At 72.5% G+C, this 19082-nt stretch carries 17 protein-coding genes; 10 read left to right on the top strand and 7 right to left on the bottom strand.

All coding sequences use genetic code 11. The annotated features are described in order from the left end of the window. Positions 1-5 precede the first annotated feature (5 nt). Positions 6-398 (bottom strand): helix-turn-helix domain-containing protein, encoded by a 393-nt coding sequence (locus ABZ454_RS21065; RefSeq protein WP_359539872.1) that lies wholly within the window; start codon positions 396-398, stop codon positions 6-8. 110 nt (positions 399-508) lie between these two features. Between ABZ454_RS21065 and ABZ454_RS21060 the strand changes: the two genes are divergently transcribed. From ABZ454_RS21060 to ABZ454_RS21035, 6 genes are all read left to right on the top strand, one after another. Further along, positions 509-1369, top strand: coding sequence for an SDR family oxidoreductase (locus ABZ454_RS21060; RefSeq protein ID WP_356321825.1), 861 nt, complete (start codon positions 509-511; stop codon positions 1367-1369). Between the two features lie 139 nt (positions 1370-1508). Continuing rightward, positions 1509-2489, top strand: coding sequence for an EamA family transporter RarD (gene rarD / locus ABZ454_RS21055; RefSeq protein ID WP_359539868.1), 981 nt, complete (start codon positions 1509-1511; stop codon positions 2487-2489). Positions 2490-2551: 62 nt separating this feature from the next. Beyond that, the gene (locus tag ABZ454_RS21050; protein ID WP_359539866.1) at positions 2552-4102 is read left to right on the top strand and encodes an FAD-dependent monooxygenase; all 1551 of its coding nucleotides are present in this window, start codon (positions 2552-2554) and stop codon (positions 4100-4102) included. Positions 4103-4160: 58 nt separating this feature from the next. Next, positions 4161-6116 (top strand): hypothetical protein, encoded by a 1956-nt coding sequence (locus tag ABZ454_RS21045; RefSeq protein ID WP_359539864.1) that lies wholly within the window; start codon positions 4161-4163, stop codon positions 6114-6116. After that, positions 6113-6793: a class F sortase gene (locus tag ABZ454_RS21040; protein ID WP_359539862.1), complete on the top strand. Its 681-nt coding sequence runs from the start codon at positions 6113-6115 to the stop codon at positions 6791-6793. The genes ABZ454_RS21045 and ABZ454_RS21040 overlap by 4 nt, the downstream gene beginning before the upstream one ends. Then, on the top strand, positions 6774-7232 hold the full coding sequence (locus tag ABZ454_RS21035) for a VOC family protein (RefSeq protein WP_356321820.1): 459 nt from the start codon (positions 6774-6776) through the stop codon (positions 7230-7232). The genes ABZ454_RS21040 and ABZ454_RS21035 overlap by 20 nt, the downstream gene beginning before the upstream one ends. A 55-nt stretch (positions 7233-7287) precedes the next feature. Here ABZ454_RS21035 and ABZ454_RS21030 read toward each other — a convergent pair whose 3' ends face one another. Further along, the gene (locus ABZ454_RS21030) at positions 7288-8139 is read right to left on the bottom strand and encodes a helix-turn-helix transcriptional regulator (RefSeq protein WP_359539859.1); all 852 of its coding nucleotides are present in this window, start codon (positions 8137-8139) and stop codon (positions 7288-7290) included. 148 nt (positions 8140-8287) lie between these two features. Here ABZ454_RS21030 and ABZ454_RS21025 point away from each other — a divergent pair, with 148 nt between their 5' ends. Both ABZ454_RS21025 and ABZ454_RS21020 read left to right on the top strand, forming a co-directional pair. Further along, entirely contained in the window at positions 8288-9067 is a 780-nt protein-coding gene (locus ABZ454_RS21025; protein WP_359539856.1) for an NAD(P)H-dependent oxidoreductase, read from the top strand. A 203-nt stretch (positions 9068-9270) separates the two neighbouring features. Beyond that, a complete protein-coding gene (locus ABZ454_RS21020; protein ID WP_359539853.1) occupies positions 9271-10077 on the top strand; it encodes an HAD family hydrolase in 807 nt (268 codons plus the stop codon). Between the two features lie 67 nt (positions 10078-10144). Here the strand turns inward: ABZ454_RS21020 and ABZ454_RS21015 are convergent, their stop codons facing one another. The 5 genes from ABZ454_RS21015 to ABZ454_RS20995 all read right to left on the bottom strand — a co-directional run bounded on the left by ABZ454_RS21015 (position 10145) and on the right by ABZ454_RS20995 (position 15340). Then, on the bottom strand, positions 10145-10735 hold the full coding sequence (locus ABZ454_RS21015; RefSeq protein WP_359539850.1) for a TetR/AcrR family transcriptional regulator: 591 nt from the start codon (positions 10733-10735) through the stop codon (positions 10145-10147). A gap of 197 nt (positions 10736-10932) precedes the next feature. After that, positions 10933-11823, bottom strand: a complete 891-nt coding sequence (locus tag ABZ454_RS21010) for an ABC transporter permease (RefSeq protein ID WP_356321814.1) — start codon at positions 11821-11823, stop codon at positions 10933-10935. Further along, a complete protein-coding gene (locus tag ABZ454_RS21005) occupies positions 11810-12763 on the bottom strand; it encodes an ABC transporter ATP-binding protein (protein WP_359539846.1) in 954 nt (317 codons plus the stop codon). Before ABZ454_RS21005 ends, ABZ454_RS21010 begins: the two co-directional genes overlap by 14 nt. 95 nt (positions 12764-12858) lie before the next feature. Beyond that, complete coding sequence (locus ABZ454_RS21000) at positions 12859-14112, bottom strand: DUF2092 domain-containing protein (protein ID WP_359539844.1); 1254 nt, start codon at positions 14110-14112, stop codon at positions 12859-12861. Between the two features lie 217 nt (positions 14113-14329). Next, positions 14330-15340, bottom strand: coding sequence for a polyprenyl synthetase family protein (locus ABZ454_RS20995; protein WP_359539841.1), 1011 nt, complete (start codon positions 15338-15340; stop codon positions 14330-14332). 156 nt (positions 15341-15496) lie between these two features. Between ABZ454_RS20995 and ABZ454_RS20990 the strand changes: the two genes are divergently transcribed. Together ABZ454_RS20990 and ABZ454_RS20985 are read left to right on the top strand one after the other, a co-directional pair. Further along, on the top strand, positions 15497-16996 hold the full coding sequence (locus tag ABZ454_RS20990) for a peptide MFS transporter (protein WP_356321810.1): 1500 nt from the start codon (positions 15497-15499) through the stop codon (positions 16994-16996). Positions 16997-17005: 9 nt separating this feature from the next. Next, positions 17006-19000, top strand: a complete 1995-nt coding sequence (locus ABZ454_RS20985) for a CocE/NonD family hydrolase (protein WP_359539837.1) — start codon at positions 17006-17008, stop codon at positions 18998-19000. Positions 19001-19082 lie beyond the last annotated feature (82 nt).

Here is a 19082-nt window from a genome sequence, read left to right as displayed (position 1 = left end):
ACCGCTCAGCCGGTACGGCCCTCCTTGCGGACGTCGTACGCCGCGCGTGCCGCGTCCACCGCGTCCAGGCTCCGTTCCGACCAGCGCGCCAGGGCCCACACCTGCTCGGCGGCCTCCCGGCCCAGCGCGGTGAGCGTGTAGTCGACCCGCGGGGGGATCACCGGCTTGGCGTCCCGGTCCACGAAGCCGTCACGCTCCAGGGTCTGGAGGGTCTGCGCCAGCATCTTCTCGCTGACGCCGCCGACCTCACGGCGCAGTTCGCTGAAGCGGTACGAGCGCTCCAGCAGGGCGGCGAGCACGAGGACGCCCCAGCGGCTGGTCACGTGTTCCAGGACCAGCCGGGAAGGGCACATCGGCTCCCGCACGTCGGGCCGTCGCTCCACACTGCTTACGCTCATACCAGTACCTTACTTCAAAGTGGGTACTTTCGTTTGGTTAGTGCACTCTCTAGGGTGAGTGTCAGAACGCATGAGCAGGCACATAAGCACCTGAAGAGGAGAAACACCCCATGAGCATCGTCGTCACCGGAGCCACCGGAGAACTCGGCCGCCTCGTCATCGAGCAGCTGCTGACCACGACACCCGCCGACGGGATCGCCGCCGTCGTCCGCGACAAGGAGAAGGCCGCCGGCCTGGCCGCCCGTGGCGTGGAGCTCCGGATCGCCGACTACGACCGCCCGGAGACGCTGGCCGGCGCCTTCCGGGCCGGCGACCGGGTGCTGCTCATCTCCGGCAGCGAGGTCGGCCGCCGCGTCGCGCAGCACGCCGCGGTCATCGACGCGGCCAAGGCGGCGGGCGTGGCGCAGCTCGCGTACACCGGCGTCCTGGGCGGACCCGCCGCCGACTTCCAGCTGGCCGCCGAGCACAAGGTGACCGAGCAGCTGATCCTCGACTCCGGCCTCCCGTACACGTTCCTGCGCAACGGCTGGTACACGGAGAACTACACCGCGAACCTGGCCCCCGTCCTGGCCCACGGGGCGGTCGTGGCCAACGCGGGCGAGGGACGTGTCGCCTCCGCCACCCGCGCCGACTACGCCGCCGCGGCGGCAGCCGTCCTGACCGGCGAGGGCCACCTGGGCAAGGCCTACGAGCTGAGCGGGGATGTCGCCTGGTCGTTCGCGGAGTACGCGGCGGAGGTCTCCCGGGCCACCGGCGAGGAGATCGTCCACAAGGACGTCCCGGCCGCCGTGCACCAGGAGATCCTGGTCGGCGCAGGCGTGCCCGAGGGTTTCGCGGCGATCCTCGTCGACGTGGACGAGGCCGTCCGGCGCGGCCTGCTGGCCCACACCGGCGGCGACCTGGCCCGGCTGATCGGCCGCCCGACGACGCCGCTCGCCGAGACGGTCGCCGCCGCGGTCGCCTCCCGGTAGGGAGCACGGCGAAAGGCGCACGGCGGGCCGGGAGCCCGGTGTCATGACCGTCTGACGATACGGCTATGACACCGGGCCGCGTCGGCGCTACCTTCATGAGGTCGGCGCAGCCGCCGGCGGAGATCTGCCAGGAGGGCCCGTGAAGGGGAAGAACGAACAACGGGCCGGACTGCTGTCCGGGTTCGCCGCCTACGGCCTGTGGGGTGCCGTCCCGCTCTTCTGGCCCCTGCTGAAACCGTCCGGGGCGGTCGAGATCCTCGCCCACCGCATGGTCTGGTCCCTCGGCGTCGTCGGCATCGCCCTGCTCGTCCTGCGCCGCTGGGCATGGATCGGCGAACTGCTCCGGCAGCCGCGGAAACTGGCGCTGATCACCGTCGCCGCCGCCGTGATCACCGTCAACTGGGGCCTGTACATCTGGTCCGTGAACAACGGACACGTCGTCGAGGCCTCCCTCGGCTACTTCATCAATCCGCTGGTCACCATCGCCATGGGCGTCCTGCTCCTCGGCGAACGGCTCCGCCCCACGCAGTGGGTGGCGGTCGGCACCGGTGTCGCGGCGGTGCTCGTCCTGGCGATCGGCTACGGGCAGCCGCCGTGGATCTCCCTGGTCCTGGCATTCTCCTTCGCGACGTACGGCCTGGTGAAGAAGAAGGTCGGCATGGGCGGCCTGGAGTCGCTCACCGCCGAGACCGCGGTGCTGTTCGTGCCCGCGCTCGGCTATCTGCTGTGGCTGGGCGCGCGGGGCGAGTCGACCTTCACCTCCGGGGGCGCCGGTCATGCGGCGCTGCTCGCGGCGACGGGCCTGGTGACGGCCGTGCCGCTGGTGCTGTTCGGGGCGGCCGCGATCCGCGTGCCCCTCTCCACCCTGGGCCTGTTGCAGTACCTGGCGCCGGTCTTCCAGTTCCTCCTCGGAATCGTGTACTTCCACGAGGCGATGCCCGCGGAGCGGTGGGCGGGCTTCGCGCTGGTCTGGCTGGCCCTCACGCTGCTGACCTGGGACGCGCTGCGGACCTCACGGCGCACGAGGGCGCGGGCGCAGGCCGCGCGGCTGGCCGCGGCGAAGCAGGCCGCCGCCCCGGCAGCGGCGGAGGCCTCCACACCTCCACATCGCGTTACCTAGTTGCCTTTTTAACTCGGTTGCGTTTCTATTGAGGTCCACGGACACGCACCCGAGGAGTACGCATGCCCTCATCCCCGACCACCGCGCTGATCGTCGGTTCCGGGCCGACCGGGCTGACCCTGGCCATCGATCTCGCCCGCCGGGACGTCGACGTCACGATCATCGACAAGGCCCCCCGCCACCCGCGCAGTTCCCGGGCCAAGGGCCCCAACCCGCGCTCCCTGGAGGTCCTGGAGGACCTCGGGGTCGTCGACGAGGTGCTGGCCGCCGGGTCCGCGCCCCTGCCGATGCGCAAGTACCGGGGCGGGGTGGCGATCGCCGACGCCACCCCCTTCGCCGATGCGCGCCCGACGCCGGACGCCCCCTACGACCGGCCCTGGATGATCGCCCAGTGGCGGCTGGAGGAGGCCCTGCGGGACCGGCTCGCCGAGTACGGCGTACGGGTCGGGCTCGGCCGCGAACTCACGGGGCTGGACCAGGGCGACGCGTCCGTGACCGCCACGCTCGCGGACGGCGGACGGATCGAGGCGCGGTACGTCGTCGGCTGCGACGGCGGCCACAGCGCGGTGCGCAAGCTGTTGGGCATCCCGTTCGAGGGCCGGACGGACGAGACGCAGATGATGGTGGGCGGCGACGTCGAGGTCCAGGGGCCGGACCGCGGATTCTGGCACCAGTGGTTCGACGAGGACGGCGCCGTGATGCTGTGCCCGATCCCCGGCACGCGATCGGGCTGGTGGTTCCAGGCCGGTCCCGAGACCGACGCCTCCGGCGCCCCGGTGCCCCCGTCACTGGAGAGCTTCCAGCGGCTGTTCGCCCGGCACACGGGATTGCCGGGCGGCCTGCTGACGCAGGCGACGCTGCTCTCCACCTACCGGGTCAACGAGCGCATGGTGGACCGCTACCGGGTGGGGCGGGTGTTCCTGGCGGGCGACGCCGCGCACGTGCACTCGATCGCGGGCGGACTGGGCATGAACACCGGCATCCAGGACGCGTACAACCTCGGCTGGAAGCTCGCCCGGGTCGCCTCCGGGCAGGCGGATCCGGCCCTGCTCGACACGTACGAGGAAGAGCGGCTGCCCGTCGCGGCCGAGGTCCTGGACGTCACCGCGGAGCGGCTGCGGGCCACGCTGGAAGCGATCAAGAAGCCGGGCGGCGGGCTCGACACGGCCGTCACCCCGCGCACCGGCGGCCTGGGCGACGGCTACCGCTGGAGCTCACTGGCCCGCCTCGGCGCCACGCCCCGGCTGCGGGCGGGCGACCGCGCCCCGGACGCGCCCTGCCGGGACATCGCGACCGGAGCCCCTCGCCGGCTGTTCGAGGCCTTCGCCGGACCGCACTTCACCCTGCTCGGGTTCGGCGCCGCCACGACGTCGGCGCTGCGGGAGGCGTCGGCGGCGCACAAGGGCGAACTGCGGGCGTACGGGGTGGACGCGGGCGACGCGCACGGCCTGGCCGACGACGACGGCCACGCCCGCTCGGCGTACGGCATCGGCCCCGGCGACGACGTCCTGGTCCTGATCCGTCCGGACAACCACGTCGGGGTGATCACCCCGGCCGGAGGCCGGCGGGCGATCGGGCAGTACCTGCGCGCTGCGGCATTGGAGGGAGCCTGAGTGCGCGTCACGGCGAGTATCGCACTCATGACACACAGTTTATATTTTCCTCACACTTATGACCCGATCCCCGCGCACCTCCGGGGCGTCACGCGCGCTCCTGCGCACCGCGACCGCCACCGCCGCCCTGTCCTCCCTGACGCTCCTCGCCTGCGCAAGCGCTCCCACCGCAGGCGCGGACGACACCGTGCGGACCGTCCACCCGTCGGGCCTCGGCCCGGCCGGCCCCTGGTTCCGGCTCCAGGAAACGACGCCCGACCGGGACCCCGGCATCCAAGAGGTCTCCCCGAAGCCCGACCCGGTCCACCTGAACGGCAGTCTGCACCTGGCCATCGGCCCCGGCGAACAGGCCCAGGCCGCCCACTACTTCAACGCGACCTGGACGCCCGAGCCCATGCAGCCGCTGCTGGACTCGGGGATCTCGTACTGGGCCTACACCTCGACCGAGGGCTCCAGCGTCACCAACATCGGCGCCAACCTGCAACTCCCGGCCTCCTGCGGCGGGTTCACCACCCTGTCCTTCGAGCCCGGCAGCAACACGGATGTGCAGGGCGACGCGCTGAAGCCTGACACCTGGCAGAAGTACCGCTTCACCGGCGACTCGGTGATGCGGACCTCGCGCGCGGTGGCCGGGGTCCCGGCGGGCGGGCACGCCCCGCTGTCCCACTTCGTCGCGGAGTGCGAGGGTGCGTACGGGGTGATCGCCAACATCGGCCGGCTCGGCGACCCGAAGGGCCGTCTCAACACGTTCGTCGACAACATCACCGCCAAGGGCACCATCTGGGACTTCGCCGTCACCGGCCGCGCGACGGCCGCGCTCACCGTCCCCGAGGAGATCGAGGCGGGGGACGGGCCCCGCCCGGCCGACGTCTCCTACACCGACCCGGCGGACGGGCCCGAGTACCCCGGCATCGGCACGCGCCTGACGCTCAAGGGCCCGGCGGGTCTGCGGGCGGACCAGCTGACCGTCATGTCCGAGGGCTCCGAGGTCGCCCTGACCGAGGAGACCGACGGGACGCTCACCGGCGCACTGCGCACCAACCTCCGGGCCGGCGGCACTCTGGAGCCCGGCGGAAAGGCGGGCGCCGCGTTCACCCTCGCCGCCGCCGAGGGGGCGCCCACGGGCCCGCTCGACGTGACCACCGAACTGACCGTCACCATCGCCGGTGTCGACGGACCGCAGCGCACCGGAGTCAGCGCGACGGACCGCACCCTGATCACCGCGAACGACGGAGGGCCCAGCCCGTCCCCCAGCCCCACGCGCCCCCACCACCCCAAGCCCACCCAGTCCGGCGGCCACGGCGGCGGGCACGGGGGCGGGCACGGTAACGGCAACGGACACTGGGGCAACGGCAACGGCGGTGGCCACGGCGGAGGACACGGCGGAGGACACGGCGGAGGACACGGCGGTGGCGGAGGGCACAGCCCCAGCCCCAGCACCAGCCCGAGCACCGGCGAAGGCCACGGACACGGCAATGGCGGAGGACACAGCCACGGCCCCGGCCACGGCCCGAGCACCAGCCCCAGCCCCAGTTCCAGCACCGGCGGAGGCCACGGACACGGACACGGGCCCAGCACCAGCCCGAGTCCCAGCACCAGCACCGGCGGAGGCCACGGACACGGGCCCAGCACCAGCCCCAGCCCTAGCACCAGCACCGGCGGAGGCCACGGACACGGCCACGGGCCCAGCACCAGCCCGAGTCCCAGCCCCAGCACCGGCGGAGGCCACGGACACGGCGACGGCCCCGGCACTGGCGGAGGCCACGGCGACGATAACGGTCCCAGCACCGGCGGAGGCCACGGCGACGGCAACGGCCCCAGCACCGGCGGAGGCGGAGGCCACGGCCCCCTGCCCGACGGCCCGGTCGACGCGGGCGACGGTTCCACCGCCGCGACCGGCATGACCGGCAACGAGTCGACCGGTCTCGCGGGACTCGGCCTGGCGGCCGGGCTGCTGGCAGCGGCGGGCGCCGCTCTCGGCGGGCTCCGCACCGTCCGGCGCCGGCGCGGTTGAGCGCCCGCACCTCGCGGGAACGGCCCTCACGGCGGCCGTTCCCGCGCCCGATCGCGGCGGCCGGGCTGATCCCGGCCGCCGCGGCGGCACTCGTCCTGCTCCTGGGCTCGCCCCTGACGGAGCCCGGCACGTCCGCCACGCCCCGGCCCGGGCCCGTGGCCACCGCGGCGGCGCCCGCCGCCCGCCCCGTCCGCGTCGACATCCCCGGACTCCAGGTCAGCGCGCCCCTGGTGGACCTGACCCTGGACAACCGGGGCAAGCTCGGCGTACCCGACCCGGCGGACCGCAATCTGGCCGGCTGGTACCGGGACGGGGTGACACCGGGCTCCCCCGGCAACGCGATCATGGTCGCGCACGTCGACACCCCCACCGGCCCGGCCGCCTTCGCCGGACTCGACACGCTGCGCCCCGGCGCGCGGGTGGACGTGCGCCGCACGGACCGGACGGTCGCGACCTTCCACATCTACGCGATCGAGGAGTTCGAGAAGAGCGACTTCCCGAGCAGCTACGTCTACGGTCCGACGAAGGACGCCCAGCTCCGCCTGCTCACCTGCGGCGGCGCCTACGACCCCGCGGCGGGCGGCTACCAGTCGAACGTCGTGGCCTTCGCCCGGCTGGTCTCGATCCAGCCCTCGGAACCAGGCATTCCGGGTCAGAATGGCCCGCATGACTCTTGACTGGAAAGTCGTCGTCGACGCCTCCGACCCGCACGCCCAGGCCGGCTTCTGGGCCGAGGCGCTCGGCTACGAGATCGAGGACAACAGCCCCCTGATCGAGCGCCTCCTGAGCCTCGGAGCCGTACCGGAGGCGATCACCACCACCGCGCACGGGCGGCGGGCCTGGCTCGACCTGGCCGCGGCCCGGCACCCGGACGACCCGTACGAGGAGGAGAGCGGGACGGGGCTGGGGCGGCGGCTGCTGTTCCAGCGCGTCCCGGAACCCAAGACGGTGAAGAACCGCCTGCACCTGGACCTCCACGCCGGACCGGACCGCCGCGAGGCGGAGGTGGCCCGGCTGGAGGGGCTGGGCGCGAAGGTCCTCCGCCAGGTCGCGGAGCCGGGCGGGACGTGGACGGTGCTCAGCGACCCGGAGGGCAACGAGTTCTGCGTCCAGTAGCCCGCTCGGCGCTTCCCGCCGCACCCTCACCCGCGGCGGGGAGGCGCGGCGCGCGCTACCCGCGGTCCTGACGGGCATCCACCGGGGGATGCCTGTCCCCGCTGTCCGCGCCCAGACCCGCGAGCAGGCGGAGCCCGTCCTCGGCGGGGCTGCCCGGGGCCGCCGACAGCACCAGCAGTTCCCTGCCGGCTTCGTCCGGCAGCGCGAAGTTCTCCTGGTGCAGCTCCAGCAGTCCGACCAACGGGTGCCGGAACGCCTTGCGGCCATGGGTGCGGGCGCGCACGTCCGCACGGGCCCAGAGGCGGCGGAAGCGCTCGCTGCCCATCGCCAACTCACCGATGAGCGAAGCCAGACGGGGATCCTCGGGGTACGTGCCGGCGGCCAGCCGAAGGTGCCCGACCACGTCGAGGGTGCACTGCTCCCAGTCCGCGTAGAGGCCGCGCTCGGCCTCTTCCAGGAAGATGTGCCGGGCGGTGTTCAGACCCGGCAGCGGCCGGCCGTAGAGGAGCCCGGCGAGGCGGTTCCCGGCGAGCACGTCCAGACGGTGGTCCATGATCAGCGCGGGAGCGTCCGGGACCAGGCCGAGGACCCGCAGCACTTCCGGCCGGACCCGCCCGCCCGGCGCCTTCGCGCGCCGACGGTGCTGCCGGGCGAGCCGGTGGAGGTGACCCCGTTCGGTCTCGTCGAGGCCGAGTACGCGGGCGAGCGCGTCGAGGACCTGCTCGGAGGGCTGGGTGGCGCGGCCCTGCTCCAGGCGTACGTAGTAGTCGACGCTGACCCCGGACAGGTGGGCGACCTCTTCGCGGCGCAGCCCCTCGACCCGGCGGCGGCTGTCGGTGGGGATACCGACGGCCGCCGGGTCGACCCGGGAACGCCGGATCTTCAGAAAGCCCGCGAGGTCGTCCACCCGTCCAGTATCACCGCGATGCCGCCCGTGAAGGTGGCCCTGCCGATACCAGGAAGTCCCGTCCGACGGTGCGGGCGCCCCTGAACGCCGCGGGCCCCGGCGTCTTGAATCGAAGGAGCCCAGCCCCCTCCCCGCCGAAGGAGTTCCCATGAAGACGCTGATCGTCCACGCCCACCCGGAGCCGCAGTCGCTCAACAGCACGCTGAAGGACCTGGCGGTGTCCACCCTGGAGTCCGCCGGCCACGAGGTGCGGGTGAGTGACCTGTACGCGATGAACTGGAAGGCGGTCGTGGACGGCTCGGACTACGGCCCCGAGGCCTCCCACCCGCTGCGCGTCGCCCGGGACTCGGGCCGCGCCTTCGACGCGGGGACGCTCACCCCGGACGTCCTCGCCGAGCAGGAGAAGCTGCTGTGGGCCGACACGATCATCTTCCAGTTCCCGCTGTGGTGGTACTCGATGCCCGCGATCCTGAAGGGCTGGGTGGACCGGGTGTTCACCTTCCACTTCGCGTACGGCGTCGGTGAGCACAGCGACACCAAGTACGGCGAGCGCTACGGAGAGGGGACGCTCGCCGGCAGGAGGGCCCTGCTGTCGGTGACGGTGGGCGGCCAGGAGTCGCACTACGCCCCCCGCGGGATCAACGGCCCCATCGACGACCTGTTGTTCCCGATCCACCACGGCATCCTCTACTACCCGGGCATCGAGGTGCTGCCGCCGTTCGTGCTGTACGGCACCGACCGGATGACCGACGCCGACTTCCCGGATGCCGCCAAGGCCTGGGAACAGCGCCTGCTCACCCTGGAGTCCACCGCACCGATCCCGTTCCGGCGGCAGAACTTCGGTGACTACGAGATCCCCTCGCTGCACCTGAAGGACGGACTGGAGGCCACGGGCCGCACGGGCTTCGGACTGCACGTGCGCGGCTGACGGCCGGCGCCGAGGGGCGCGCCACCCCGCCTGCCCTGGGACAAGGCGAAGGGTGCTCCGGCACGAGCCTCACGCTCGCACCTCGTGCCGGGGTGCGCTTTCTCCCGGTACGCCCCGCCCCTCGGCCGCCCCCTTCCACGTACCCGACCGTCGCCGCAGGTCAGAGCCGCACGACGGAAAGCGGATCTCCCTAGGCTTGGGCCATGCCCATCCCGCCCGCATATGCCCTCGTCGCCACGGACCTGGACGGCACCCTGCTGCGCCGCGACGACACCGTGAGCCCCCGCACCCGCTCCGCCCTCGGCCTGGCCGCTGCCGCCGGGGCCCGGCACCTGGTGGTCACCGGCCGCCCGGTGCCGGGCGTGCGGGAGTTGCTCACCGGGCTGGGGTACCAGGGCCTCGCCGTCTGCGGACAGGGCACGCAGGTGTACGACGCCGGGTCCGGGCGCCTGCTGCGCGCGGTCAGCCTGGACCGCGAGGCGGCCGCCGCCGCGCTGGGGAAGATCGAGGCGCAGGTGGGAGAGGTCTTCGCGGCCGTCGACCAGAGCGGGACGGACGGGCGCACGCTCATGGAGCCCGGCTATCTGCTGCCGCACGCCACCCTGCCCGCGCGGCGGACGCGGCACCGGGACGAGCTGTGGGCCGAGCCCGTGCTGAAGGTGCTCGTCCGCCACCCGGAGCTCGGCGACGACGCGCTGGCCGCCGAGGCCCGTGCCGTCGTCGGTGACCTCGCCACCGTGACGCTGTCCGGGCCCGGGACGGTCGAGCTGCAGCCGTACGGCGTGGACAAGGGCGTCGGCGTCGCGCTGGCCGCCGAGTACCTGGGACTGGACCCGGTGACCGCGATCGCCTTCGGGGACATGCCCAACGACCTGCCCATGTTCCGCAGATGCGGCTACGGGGTGGCCATGGCCAACGCCCACCCGCTCCTCCGCGCGGCCGCGGACGAGATAACGCGCTCCCACGAGGACGACGGGGTCGCGGTCGTCCTTGAGCGGGTGTTCGGCTGAGCGACGCCCGTCAGCCCCCGACCCTACGCGCGCAGGCCTCACCGGGCCGCCGTCGACCGGGCCGCCGTCAGCGCTCCGCCGCCCCCAGCGACCGCAGCACGTGCTCGACCAGGGCCGATACCGTCTCCGCGTCCTGCATCGGCTTGCGCAGGACATGGCGGTAGTAGACCGGGCCGTACAGCATCTCCACCGCGAGGCGCAGATCGGCGCCCGGCGGGATCTGGCCCTGCTCCTGGGCGGCGCGCAGTCGGCCGACCGCCGCCTCGAAGCGGGGTTCGATCAGTTGCGTGCGGACCGTTTCGGCCAGCGCGTCGTCGTGGTGGAGCTCGGAGAGTATTCCGGCGTACGCGGGTCCGAAGGGCGGTACGGAGAGCACTCTGACCGCGCCCGTCACATGGGTGCGCAGGTCCCTGGCGATGTCACCGGTGTCGGCGAACGGCGTGGCCATGACCAGCGCCTCCGTGAACGCCTCCAGGAGCACCGCACTCTTCGAAGGCCACCAGCGGTAGATCGTCTTCTTGCTGACGCCCGCCCGGGCGGCGATGGCCTCGACCGTGACGCGGCCGTACCCCTTCTCCGTGCACAGCTCGAGGGCGGCCTCCAGCGTCGCCCTGCGGGAGCTTTCGCTCCGGCGCAGCGAACTCGGCGATGTGGTCATTCGGTGAGCATAGGTCTGTTCGAGCCAATCCTTGTTGACAGCGCGTCGCCAAAAGTCGAACAATACTCAGGCGGGAAACGGAACGTACCGTGTCGGCTCGTTCCTTACCTTTCGCACCGTTCGTGCCGTTCGTGCCGCGACGAGCCGATCGGGGGACGGCTCGCCGGCCGACGGTACGGCCGCCGGAGCCGCTCCCGTCAGGCGGTGATGTCCTTCGCCGTGAACCGCGCCCAGGCCGCCGAGCCGAACACCGCGGCGTACAGGCCCTGCAGCTCCAGGTTCTTCAGCACCTCGTCCCAGTAGACGGGTTCGCGCAGCAGGTCCGAGAAGGACAGCCAGTAGTGCGGGAAGAGGTACGGGTGGATCCCGCTCAGCTGCGGGATGGTGTCCACGATCTGCACGGTGATCAGCACCCCGACCGTCGCCGCCATGGCAGCGATCCCGCTGTTGGTGAGGGTGGACACGAAGAGTCCCAGGGCCGCGAAGCCGATGAGTGACGCCGCGACCGCCACCGCGACGAGCCCCGCCCGCAGCAGTCCCTCGCCGAAGCTGATCCGGGTCCCGGAGATCGTCGTGACGTCGCCGACGGGGAACAGCAGTGCCCCCACGGCCAGCGCGGAGGCCGCCACGACGAGGGTGGCGACCAGACAGAAGGCGAGGGTGGAGGCGTACTTGGCGAGCAGCAGCCGGGTCCGGCCGGCCGGTGCGACCAGCAGGTAGCGCAGCGTTCCCGCGTTGGCCTCGCCCGCGACCGCGTCGCCCGCGATGACGCCCACCGCCATCGGGAGGAAGACGGGGAGGGTCGCGGCGAGGGAGGCGAACACCAGGAAGAGGCCGTTGTTGGTCACCTGGGAGAGGAACGCCGGCCCTCCCCCGCCCCCGCCGGGTCCGGCCGGCGAACCGTCGGCCGTCTCGATGCGGACCGCGATCCCGATCAGTACGGGCACGGCGGCCAGCACGCCGAGCAGCGCGAGGGTGCGCCACCGGCGCAGCGTGGTGGTCAGTTCGGAGCGCAGGATGCCGAGCGTCCACAGCGGATGGCGCCGGACCGCGGTGGTCCCGGCGGGTGCGAGTTCAGCCCGCGACATCGAATCCCTCCCCGGTGAGTGCGACGAACGCGTCCTCCAGCGAGGCCCGTTCCACGCCGAAGGAGCGGACCCGGACCCCGCCGTGGACCAGGGCGGCGTTCAGGTCCGCGAGCTCGACGGAGCCGGCCGGGGCGTCGGCCCGCACCCGGTCGCCGTCGAGGGTGATGCCGGTGACGCCGTGTTCCTTCAGGACGCGGGCGGCGTCGGCCGGGTCCGGCGTGGTGACGGCGAGCCGGCCCAGGGTGCCCGCCGCGAGATCGGCGACGGGCCCCTGGGTGATCAGCCGGCCCCGTGCCATGACCGCCGCGTGGGTGCAGACCTGCTCGATCTCGTCGAGCAGGTGGGAGGAGAGGAAGACCGTGGTGCCCTCGGCGGCCAGCTCCCGGACCAGGGCCCGGATCTCCCGCATGCCCTGCGGGTCCAGGCCGTTGGTCGGCTCGTCCAGGACGAGCAGCCGGCGGGGCCGGAGCAGGGCGGCGGCCAGACCGAGCCGCTGCTTCATGCCCAGCGAGTAGGCCCGGGCCTTCTTCCCGGCCGCGGAGGCCAGCCCGACCCGCTCCAGGGCGTGGCCCACGCGGGCGCTCCGGGTGCGCGGATCGGCGGTGGGGTCGGCGCGGTCGTAGCGCACGAGGTTGTCCCGGCCGCTCAGGAACCCGTACAGCGCCGGGCCTTCGATCAGCGCCCCGACGTGCGGGAGCACGGTGCGGGCCGCGCCCGGCATGGGGCGGCCCAGGACGCTCGCGGTGCCGGACGTCGGGTCGATCAGGCCCATCAGCATCCGGATCGTGGTGGTCTTGCCGGAGCCGTTGGGCCCGAGGAAGCCGAAGACGCTGCCGCCGGGGACCGTGAGGTCGAGCCCGTCGACGGCGAGCTGGCCGCCCCGGTACCGCTTGGTGAGCCCCTGCGTCTCGATCACGGGCACGGTGTCGGCCCCTGTCATGTCTACTCCCCAGATCGCGTCCGCCCCGCTCCGCCGTACGGAGGCTACGGCGGAGCGGGGCGGAGCCGGTGCGCGAGACGGCGTACGAAGCGGTGTCAGCCGGCGTTGTTCGCCGCGTCCACCAGCGCGTCCTTGGTGACCGCGCCGACGTACACCCGGCCGTCGTCCGTCATCAGCGCGTTGACCAGGCGGGTCTTGAAGACCGTGCCCGAGCCGAACTTCCCGGTGACCTTGTCGCCCAGGGCGTCCAGGAACTGCTGCGCCTCGGCCGGCACCTCGTCGCCGGATGCCTTCGACGGGAGGGCGGCCCCGCCGGGGGTCTTGAACTCGGCGATGCTGTTCCAGCCCTTGCCGATCACGTTCATGCCGTCCATGCCGTCCAGGCCCTCGAACGCGCCGAGGTCGCCCTTCGCCTTCTCGGCCTCGGCCTTCCCGTGGCCCTCGGCCTCGTCCGCCTCGGTCACCTCGGCGCCCTTGGGCGGGGTGAAGTCGAACGAGGACGCGTCGGGCTTCTCGAAGTCGACCGAGGTGAAGCCGGCGTCGATCGCCGCCTTGCCGCCGCTGCTCGGCTGCAGGGTGAACTTGAGCGGTACGCCGTTCTCCGCGTCCACGGCGACGGTGACCGAGCCGATCGTGGAGCCGCTCTGCTCGGGCTTGACGACGAGCCGGTACGCGTCGCGCCCGGCGACCTGCGCGGTGCCGTCGACCGTGACGGACGTCGTGCCGTCGGCGGCCTTCAGCACCTGTTCGGCCAGGGCCTTCGGGGTGGTGGGCACGCCGTCGGGGGCGGCCCGCTTCTCGCCCTTCCCGGCGTCGCCCTCGCCCCGGCCCTCGGCGTGGTAGACCGCGTTCGACTTGCTGTCGTACGCCCAGACCTGGTCCCCGTTGTGGATGAGGCTGTACTCGGACGCGTTGTCCAGGATGGACACCCGCTGCTTGTCGGGGCCGTCGGCGGCCACCCGGAGGGTGTGCGTGCCGGAGGCGAGCTCCGTCAGCTTGCTCTGCGGGTCGGCGCTCGCCGAGCCCTCGTCGCCCGCGCCGTCCGGGACGAAGGAGCCGGCCAGGCCGCCCATCGACGGGATGCCGAGGTCGGTGCTGATCTTCACCGTGCCGGAGAGCTGCTGCGTGTCCGAGGCGGCGATCTTCTCGATGAGTTCCTGCGCGGTGATCTTCGGCAGATCGGGGTCGCCCGAGCTCGCGAGCGCCGGGACCAGCCCGATCGTCGCGGCCGCCACCCCCGCCACCGCGACCGGGACGATGTAGCGCACCGCCTTCCGGCGGCCCGCGACGGCGCCCTTGGTGCCGGGCGCTGCCGTGCCGTTGGTGTCTGCGCTGTCGTTCGGTGCCATGTGTGCCCTACCTCCGTGGTCGGCGGCTTCCGTCCGGATGCACTCGTCCACTCCGTGCCGCCATTCTCACCCGTTTTGGTCAGGAGTGGTTGTTCTCCATCTGACCAAATCGGGCGGCTCCAGGCGTCAGCCCGCGGGAGCAACTCCGCGTACCTCTCCGGGATGACACCGGGGCGCGATCCCTCCGCCCTCCCGTAGGGGTTGCGTCGGGAAGCGCTCAGCCCGCGCGGTGCACCACCGCGTCGCACATCTCTTCCAGGGCGTCCTTGGCGTAGCACGAGGGCAGCGGCGTCAGGGTGGCCCGCGCCTCCTGGGCGTACCGGACCGTGTCGCGTCGGGCCTGGTCGAGCGCCGGGTGGGCGCGCAGCCGGCGGAGCGCCTCGTCGAGCTTGCCCGGTGCGTTCAGGTCGCCGTCCAGCAGTTCGACGAGCTCCAGGTCGTCCGGCTTGCCGTCGGCCGCCGCCTGCGCCCTCAGGTGGAGGACCGGCAGGGTCGGGATGCCTTCGAGGAGGTCGGTGCCAGGGGTCTTGCCGGACTCGTGGGAGTCGGAGGCGATGTCGAGGACGTCGTCGGCGAGCTGGAAGGCGACGCCGAGGCGTTCGCCGTACTGGGTGAGGATGTCGGTCGCCGTCTCGTCGGCGCCGGCCATCATCGCGCCGAACCGGCAGGCCACGGCGATCAGCGATCCGGTCTTGCCGCGCATCACGTCGAGGTAGTGCTCGACCGGGTCGCGCCCGTCACGCGGGCCCGCCGTCTCCAGGATCTGGCCGGTCACCAGGCGCTCGAACGCCTCGGCCTGGATGCGGACGGCCTCCGGGCCGAGGTCGGCCAGGATGTGCGACGCGCGCGCGAAGAGGAAGTCGCCGGTCAGTACGGCCACCGAGTTGCCCCAGCGGGAATTGGCGCTCTCGACTCCGCGCCGTACGTCCGCCTCGTCCATCACGTCGTCGTGGTAGAGCGTCGCGAGGTGCGTCAGCTCGACCACCACGGCGGCGGGCACCACGCCCGGGGCGTCGGCGTCGCCGAACTGGGCGGCCAGCATCGCCAGCAGGGGCCGGAACCGCTTGCCGCCCGCGCGCACCAGGTGCTGCGCGGCCTCCGTGATGAAGGGGACCTCACTCTTGGTGGCATCGAGCAGCCCCGACTCGACAGCAGCCAAACCGGCCTGGACACCGGCCTCAAGAGCCTGGTCCCGCACGCTCAGTCCGAACGGCCCGACGACGGTCACGAGGGGATCTCCTGTCTGCTGACGATCACACGGAATGTCGATGTGTCGTTGTCATCACTCAAGTCAGCGTATCCGGTCCCCTTTGGATCACCGTGGGCGGCTTCCCGCCACCGCCGGTATGTTCGGGATCAGCTCATACGATCAGGAGTTGTCCCTTTGTCCCACGCCGTCGCAGAGACCGAACCGGACCGGCCGCCCCCGGCTGACGACCACGCCTTCTTCGGCCAGCCACGGGGTCTGATGACCCTGTCCGGCCTGGAGGTCTGGGAGCGGTTCTCGTTCCTCGGCATGCAGGCGATCCTGGTCCTCTATTTCGCCGACACGGTCGCGCGCGGCGGCATGGGCATGGAGGCGGGCACCGCGGCCTCCGTCTCCGCCGCGTACGGCACCCTCGTCTACCTGGTCTCCGTGGCCGGCGGCTGGCTGGCCGACCGGATCCTCGGCTCGTACCGCGCCGTCCTGTACGGCGGCATCCTCATCGCCTGCGGGCACTACGCCATGGCGGTGCCCACCGACGTCATGACCTGGGTCGGCCTCGGGCTGATCAGCGCCGGGACGGGCCTGCTCAAGCCCAACGTGGCCACCATGGTCGGCAAGCTCTACCGCACCGACGACGAGCGCCGCGACGCCGGCTTCGCGCTCTACTACATGGGCATCAACATCGGCGCGTTCCTCGGCCCGCTCGTCACCGGCTGGCTCGGCGACCACGCGAGCTGGCACTGGGGCTTCTCGGCCGCCGCCTTCGGTATGACGCTCGGCCTGATCCAGTACGTGCTGGGCCGCCGTCACCTGGCCGGGCGAAAGAACGCCGCCGAGTTCGCCCTCGCCCCGGGGCCCATGCGCCGGGCCGTCCGGCTCATCGTCGTCGGCGTCGTGGTGGTCGCCGCCCTCGCCACCGCGCTGGCCCTGGCGGGCTGGCTGACCATGGACCGCTTCGTCGACCTGCTCACCCTCGTCTCCGTGATCGCACCGGTCGTGTACTTCGCGGTGATGTTCCGGAGTCCCCGGGTCACCGCGGAGGAGCGCGGCCGGCTGCGCCCGTACGTGGTGCTGTTCCTGGCCTCCGTCGTCTTCAACTTCATCCTCTTCCAGGCGTACTCGACGATGATCCTGCTCGCGTCGACCAACGCCCGCACCGAGATCTTCGGCTTCCACTTCCCGTCGAGCTGGTACGCCTCGGCGCTCGGCGCGTTCGAGGTGGCGCTCGCCCCGGTGGTCGCCGCCGTCTGGGCGAAAATGGGGCCGCGCCAGCCGCACGCGTCCAACAAGATCGCGATCGGGGTGATCCTCGGGGGGCTCTCCTTCCTGCTGATGGTCCTGCCCACCTCCGGGCACTCCGATGACACCTACAAGATGGCCGCCTGGTGGATCGTCGGCTCCTACCTGCTGCTCGGCCTCGGTGACGTGCTGCTGGAGACCTCCGGCATGTCCGCGACCACGAAGCTCGCCCCGAAGGCGTTCGCCAGCCAGACGATGGCGCTCTGGTTCCTCTCCCTGGCCCTCGCCAACGGCATCCAGGCACAGATCGTGAAGCTGTACGGCGAGGTGTCCAACCCCGCCTACTTCGGTGTCAATGGCGCCATCGCGGTGCTGGCCGGTCTGGCCGTCATCGCCGCCGCACCCTGGCTCAGGCGCACCATGCACCCCGTCCACTGAGGTACGCCCATGCACATCCAGACCGCGTTCCCGTACGAGACGACCCGCGAGGACCTCTACATCCCGCTGCCGGACGGCACGCAGCTGTACGCCCGGATCTGGCGGCCGGTCACGGACGAACCCGTCCCGGCGCTGCTGGAGTACCTGCCCTACCGGCTGAGCGACTGGACCGCGCCGCGCGACTGGCAGCGCCACCCCTGGTACGCGGGCCACGGCTACGCCTCGGTCCGGGTCGACGTGCGCGGGCACGGCAACAGCGAGGGGATGCCGGGCGACGAGTACGACGCGACGGAGCTCGCGGACGGGGTCGCCGTCATCCACTGGCTGGCGCGCCAGGAGTGGTGCTCGGGCCGGGTCGGGATGTTCGGCATCTCCTGGGGCGGCTTCAACTCGCTCCAGATCGCCGCGCTCGCCCCCGAGCCCCTGAAGGCGATCGTCACCGTGTGCTCGGCCGACGACCGCTACGACAACGACGTCCACTACATGGGCGGGTCCGTCCTCGCCGTGGACATGCACGCCTGGGCGGCCACCATGCTGGCGTTCGTCTGCCGGCCGCCCGACCCGGCCGACGTCGGGGACGACTGGCGGGAGATGTGGCTGAACCGCCTCGAAGCCGTGACCCCCTTCATCCACACCTGGCTGGCGCACCAGACGCGCGACGACTACTGGAAGCACGGCAGCGTCTGCGAGGACTACTCCGCGATCGACGCCAGTGTCCTCGCGGTCGGCGGCTGGCACGACCCGTACCGCGACACCGTGCTCCGGCTCGTGGAGCACCTGGACCCGGCGAAGGTACGCGGGCTGATCGGACCCTGGTCGCACCAGTACCCCGACCGGGGGCTGCCGCCCGGGCCCGGCATCGGGTTCCTCCAGGAGACGCTGCGCTGGTGGGACCAGCACCTGAAGGACGAGGACACCGGCGTGATGTCCGAGCCGCTGCTGCGGTCCTGGATCAGCGAGTCGCACCGGCCGGCCACGGTCTACGAGACGCTCCCCGGCCGCTGGGTCGGGGACACCAGCTGGCCCTCGGAGAACGTCGCGCCGGTCACGTACGCCCTCCAGGGCGGGCCGCAGACCGTCGACTCGCCCCAGCGGACCGGGCTGGACGCCGGGCGGTTCTTCCCGTTCGGCAACGACGCCGACCTGCCGCCCGACCAGCGGGACGAGGACGCCAAGTCGGTGTGCTTCGAGTTCCCCGTCACGGACGCCCCGGTCGAGATCCTGGGCCGCCCCCGGGTGAGGCTGCGCATCCGGATGGACGTGCCGCGTGGCCAGGCCGTCGCCCGGCTCTGCGACGTGGCCCCCGACGGCTCCTCCACCCTCGTCACCCGCGGCGTCCTCAACCTCGCCACCCGCAACGGCCGGGACCGGGCCGAGGACTGGCCGGCCGGCGCGACCGAGGACGTCACGTTCGAGCTGAACGGCATCGGGCACGCCTTCCCGCCCGGCCACCGGATCAGGCTCGCGGTCTCCTCCTCCTACTGGCCGTGGATCTGGCCGCAGGCCGGTTCGGCGGGCTTCACGCTGGACGCCGACGGCAGCTTCGTCGAACTCCCGGTGCGCCGGCACACCGAGGACCCCGCGATCCGCTTCGAGGAGCCCGAGCAGTCCGAGCCGCTCGGCGTCGTCTTCCCCGTGACGCTCGACGAGCAGCGCCCCGAGCGGCTGGTGGTCCGTGACGTCGCCAAGGGCGAGTGGCGGATGGAGGTGGACCCGCGGTACGGCGGCACGCGCGTCTACCCGGACGGCCTGGAGTTCACCGAGGACGCGGTGGAGACGTACACGATCCAGGAGAGCGACCCGCTCTCCGCCCGCACCCGTTCCGACTGGACGATCCGGCTGCACCGGCCGGAGATGTCCTGGGACGTGCTGGTCGAGACGCGCTCCGAGATCTCCGCGGACGCGGACGACTTCGTCACCTCCGACGAGGTGGTCTGCAAGGAGGGCGGGGAGGTCGTCTTCCACCGCACCTGGGAGAAGCGCATCCCGCGCACGGCGGGCTGAACGGGCAGCGGCCCTCGCCTGCCCCTCCGCGCCCGGGGATACGGCGGAACCTTCCCGGCAATGGGGGCGGTTGGGGACGGTT

This window comes from Streptomyces sp. NPDC005803 (genome assembly GCF_040630435.1).
In the GTDB taxonomy this organism is placed as follows: domain Bacteria; phylum Actinomycetota; class Actinomycetes; order Streptomycetales; family Streptomycetaceae; genus Streptomyces.
The sequence above is the reverse complement of the archived record's forward strand: the minus strand, read 5'-3'. Positions and strand labels throughout refer to the sequence as shown.

What these genes read in the sequence shown, in the direction of transcription:
- ABZ454_RS21065 (WP_359539872.1), bottom strand. Translation starts at nt 398, where the DNA reads ATGAGCGTAAGCAGTGTGGAGCGACGGCCCGACGTGCGGGAGCCGATG.
- ABZ454_RS21060 (WP_356321825.1), top strand. Translation starts at nt 509, where the DNA reads ATGAGCATCGTCGTCACCGGAGCCACCGGAGAACTCGGCCGCCTCGTC.
- ABZ454_RS21050 (WP_359539866.1), top strand. Translation starts at nt 2,552, where the DNA reads ATGCCCTCATCCCCGACCACCGCGCTGATCGTCGGTTCCGGGCCGACC.
- ABZ454_RS21045 (WP_359539864.1), top strand. Translation starts at nt 4,161, where the DNA reads ATGACCCGATCCCCGCGCACCTCCGGGGCGTCACGCGCGCTCCTGCGC.
- ABZ454_RS21035 (WP_356321820.1), top strand. Translation starts at nt 6,774, where the DNA reads ATGGCCCGCATGACTCTTGACTGGAAAGTCGTCGTCGACGCCTCCGAC.
- ABZ454_RS21025 (WP_359539856.1), top strand. Translation starts at nt 8,288, where the DNA reads ATGAAGACGCTGATCGTCCACGCCCACCCGGAGCCGCAGTCGCTCAAC.
- ABZ454_RS21020 (WP_359539853.1), top strand. Translation starts at nt 9,271, where the DNA reads ATGCCCATCCCGCCCGCATATGCCCTCGTCGCCACGGACCTGGACGGC.
- ABZ454_RS21015 (WP_359539850.1), bottom strand. Translation starts at nt 10,735, where the DNA reads ATGACCACATCGCCGAGTTCGCTGCGCCGGAGCGAAAGCTCCCGCAGG.
- ABZ454_RS21010 (WP_356321814.1), bottom strand. Translation starts at nt 11,823, where the DNA reads ATGTCGCGGGCTGAACTCGCACCCGCCGGGACCACCGCGGTCCGGCGC.
- ABZ454_RS21005 (WP_359539846.1), bottom strand. Translation starts at nt 12,763, where the DNA reads ATGACAGGGGCCGACACCGTGCCCGTGATCGAGACGCAGGGGCTCACC.
- ABZ454_RS21000 (WP_359539844.1), bottom strand. Translation starts at nt 14,112, where the DNA reads ATGGCACCGAACGACAGCGCAGACACCAACGGCACGGCAGCGCCCGGC.
- ABZ454_RS20985 (WP_359539837.1), top strand. Translation starts at nt 17,006, where the DNA reads ATGCACATCCAGACCGCGTTCCCGTACGAGACGACCCGCGAGGACCTC.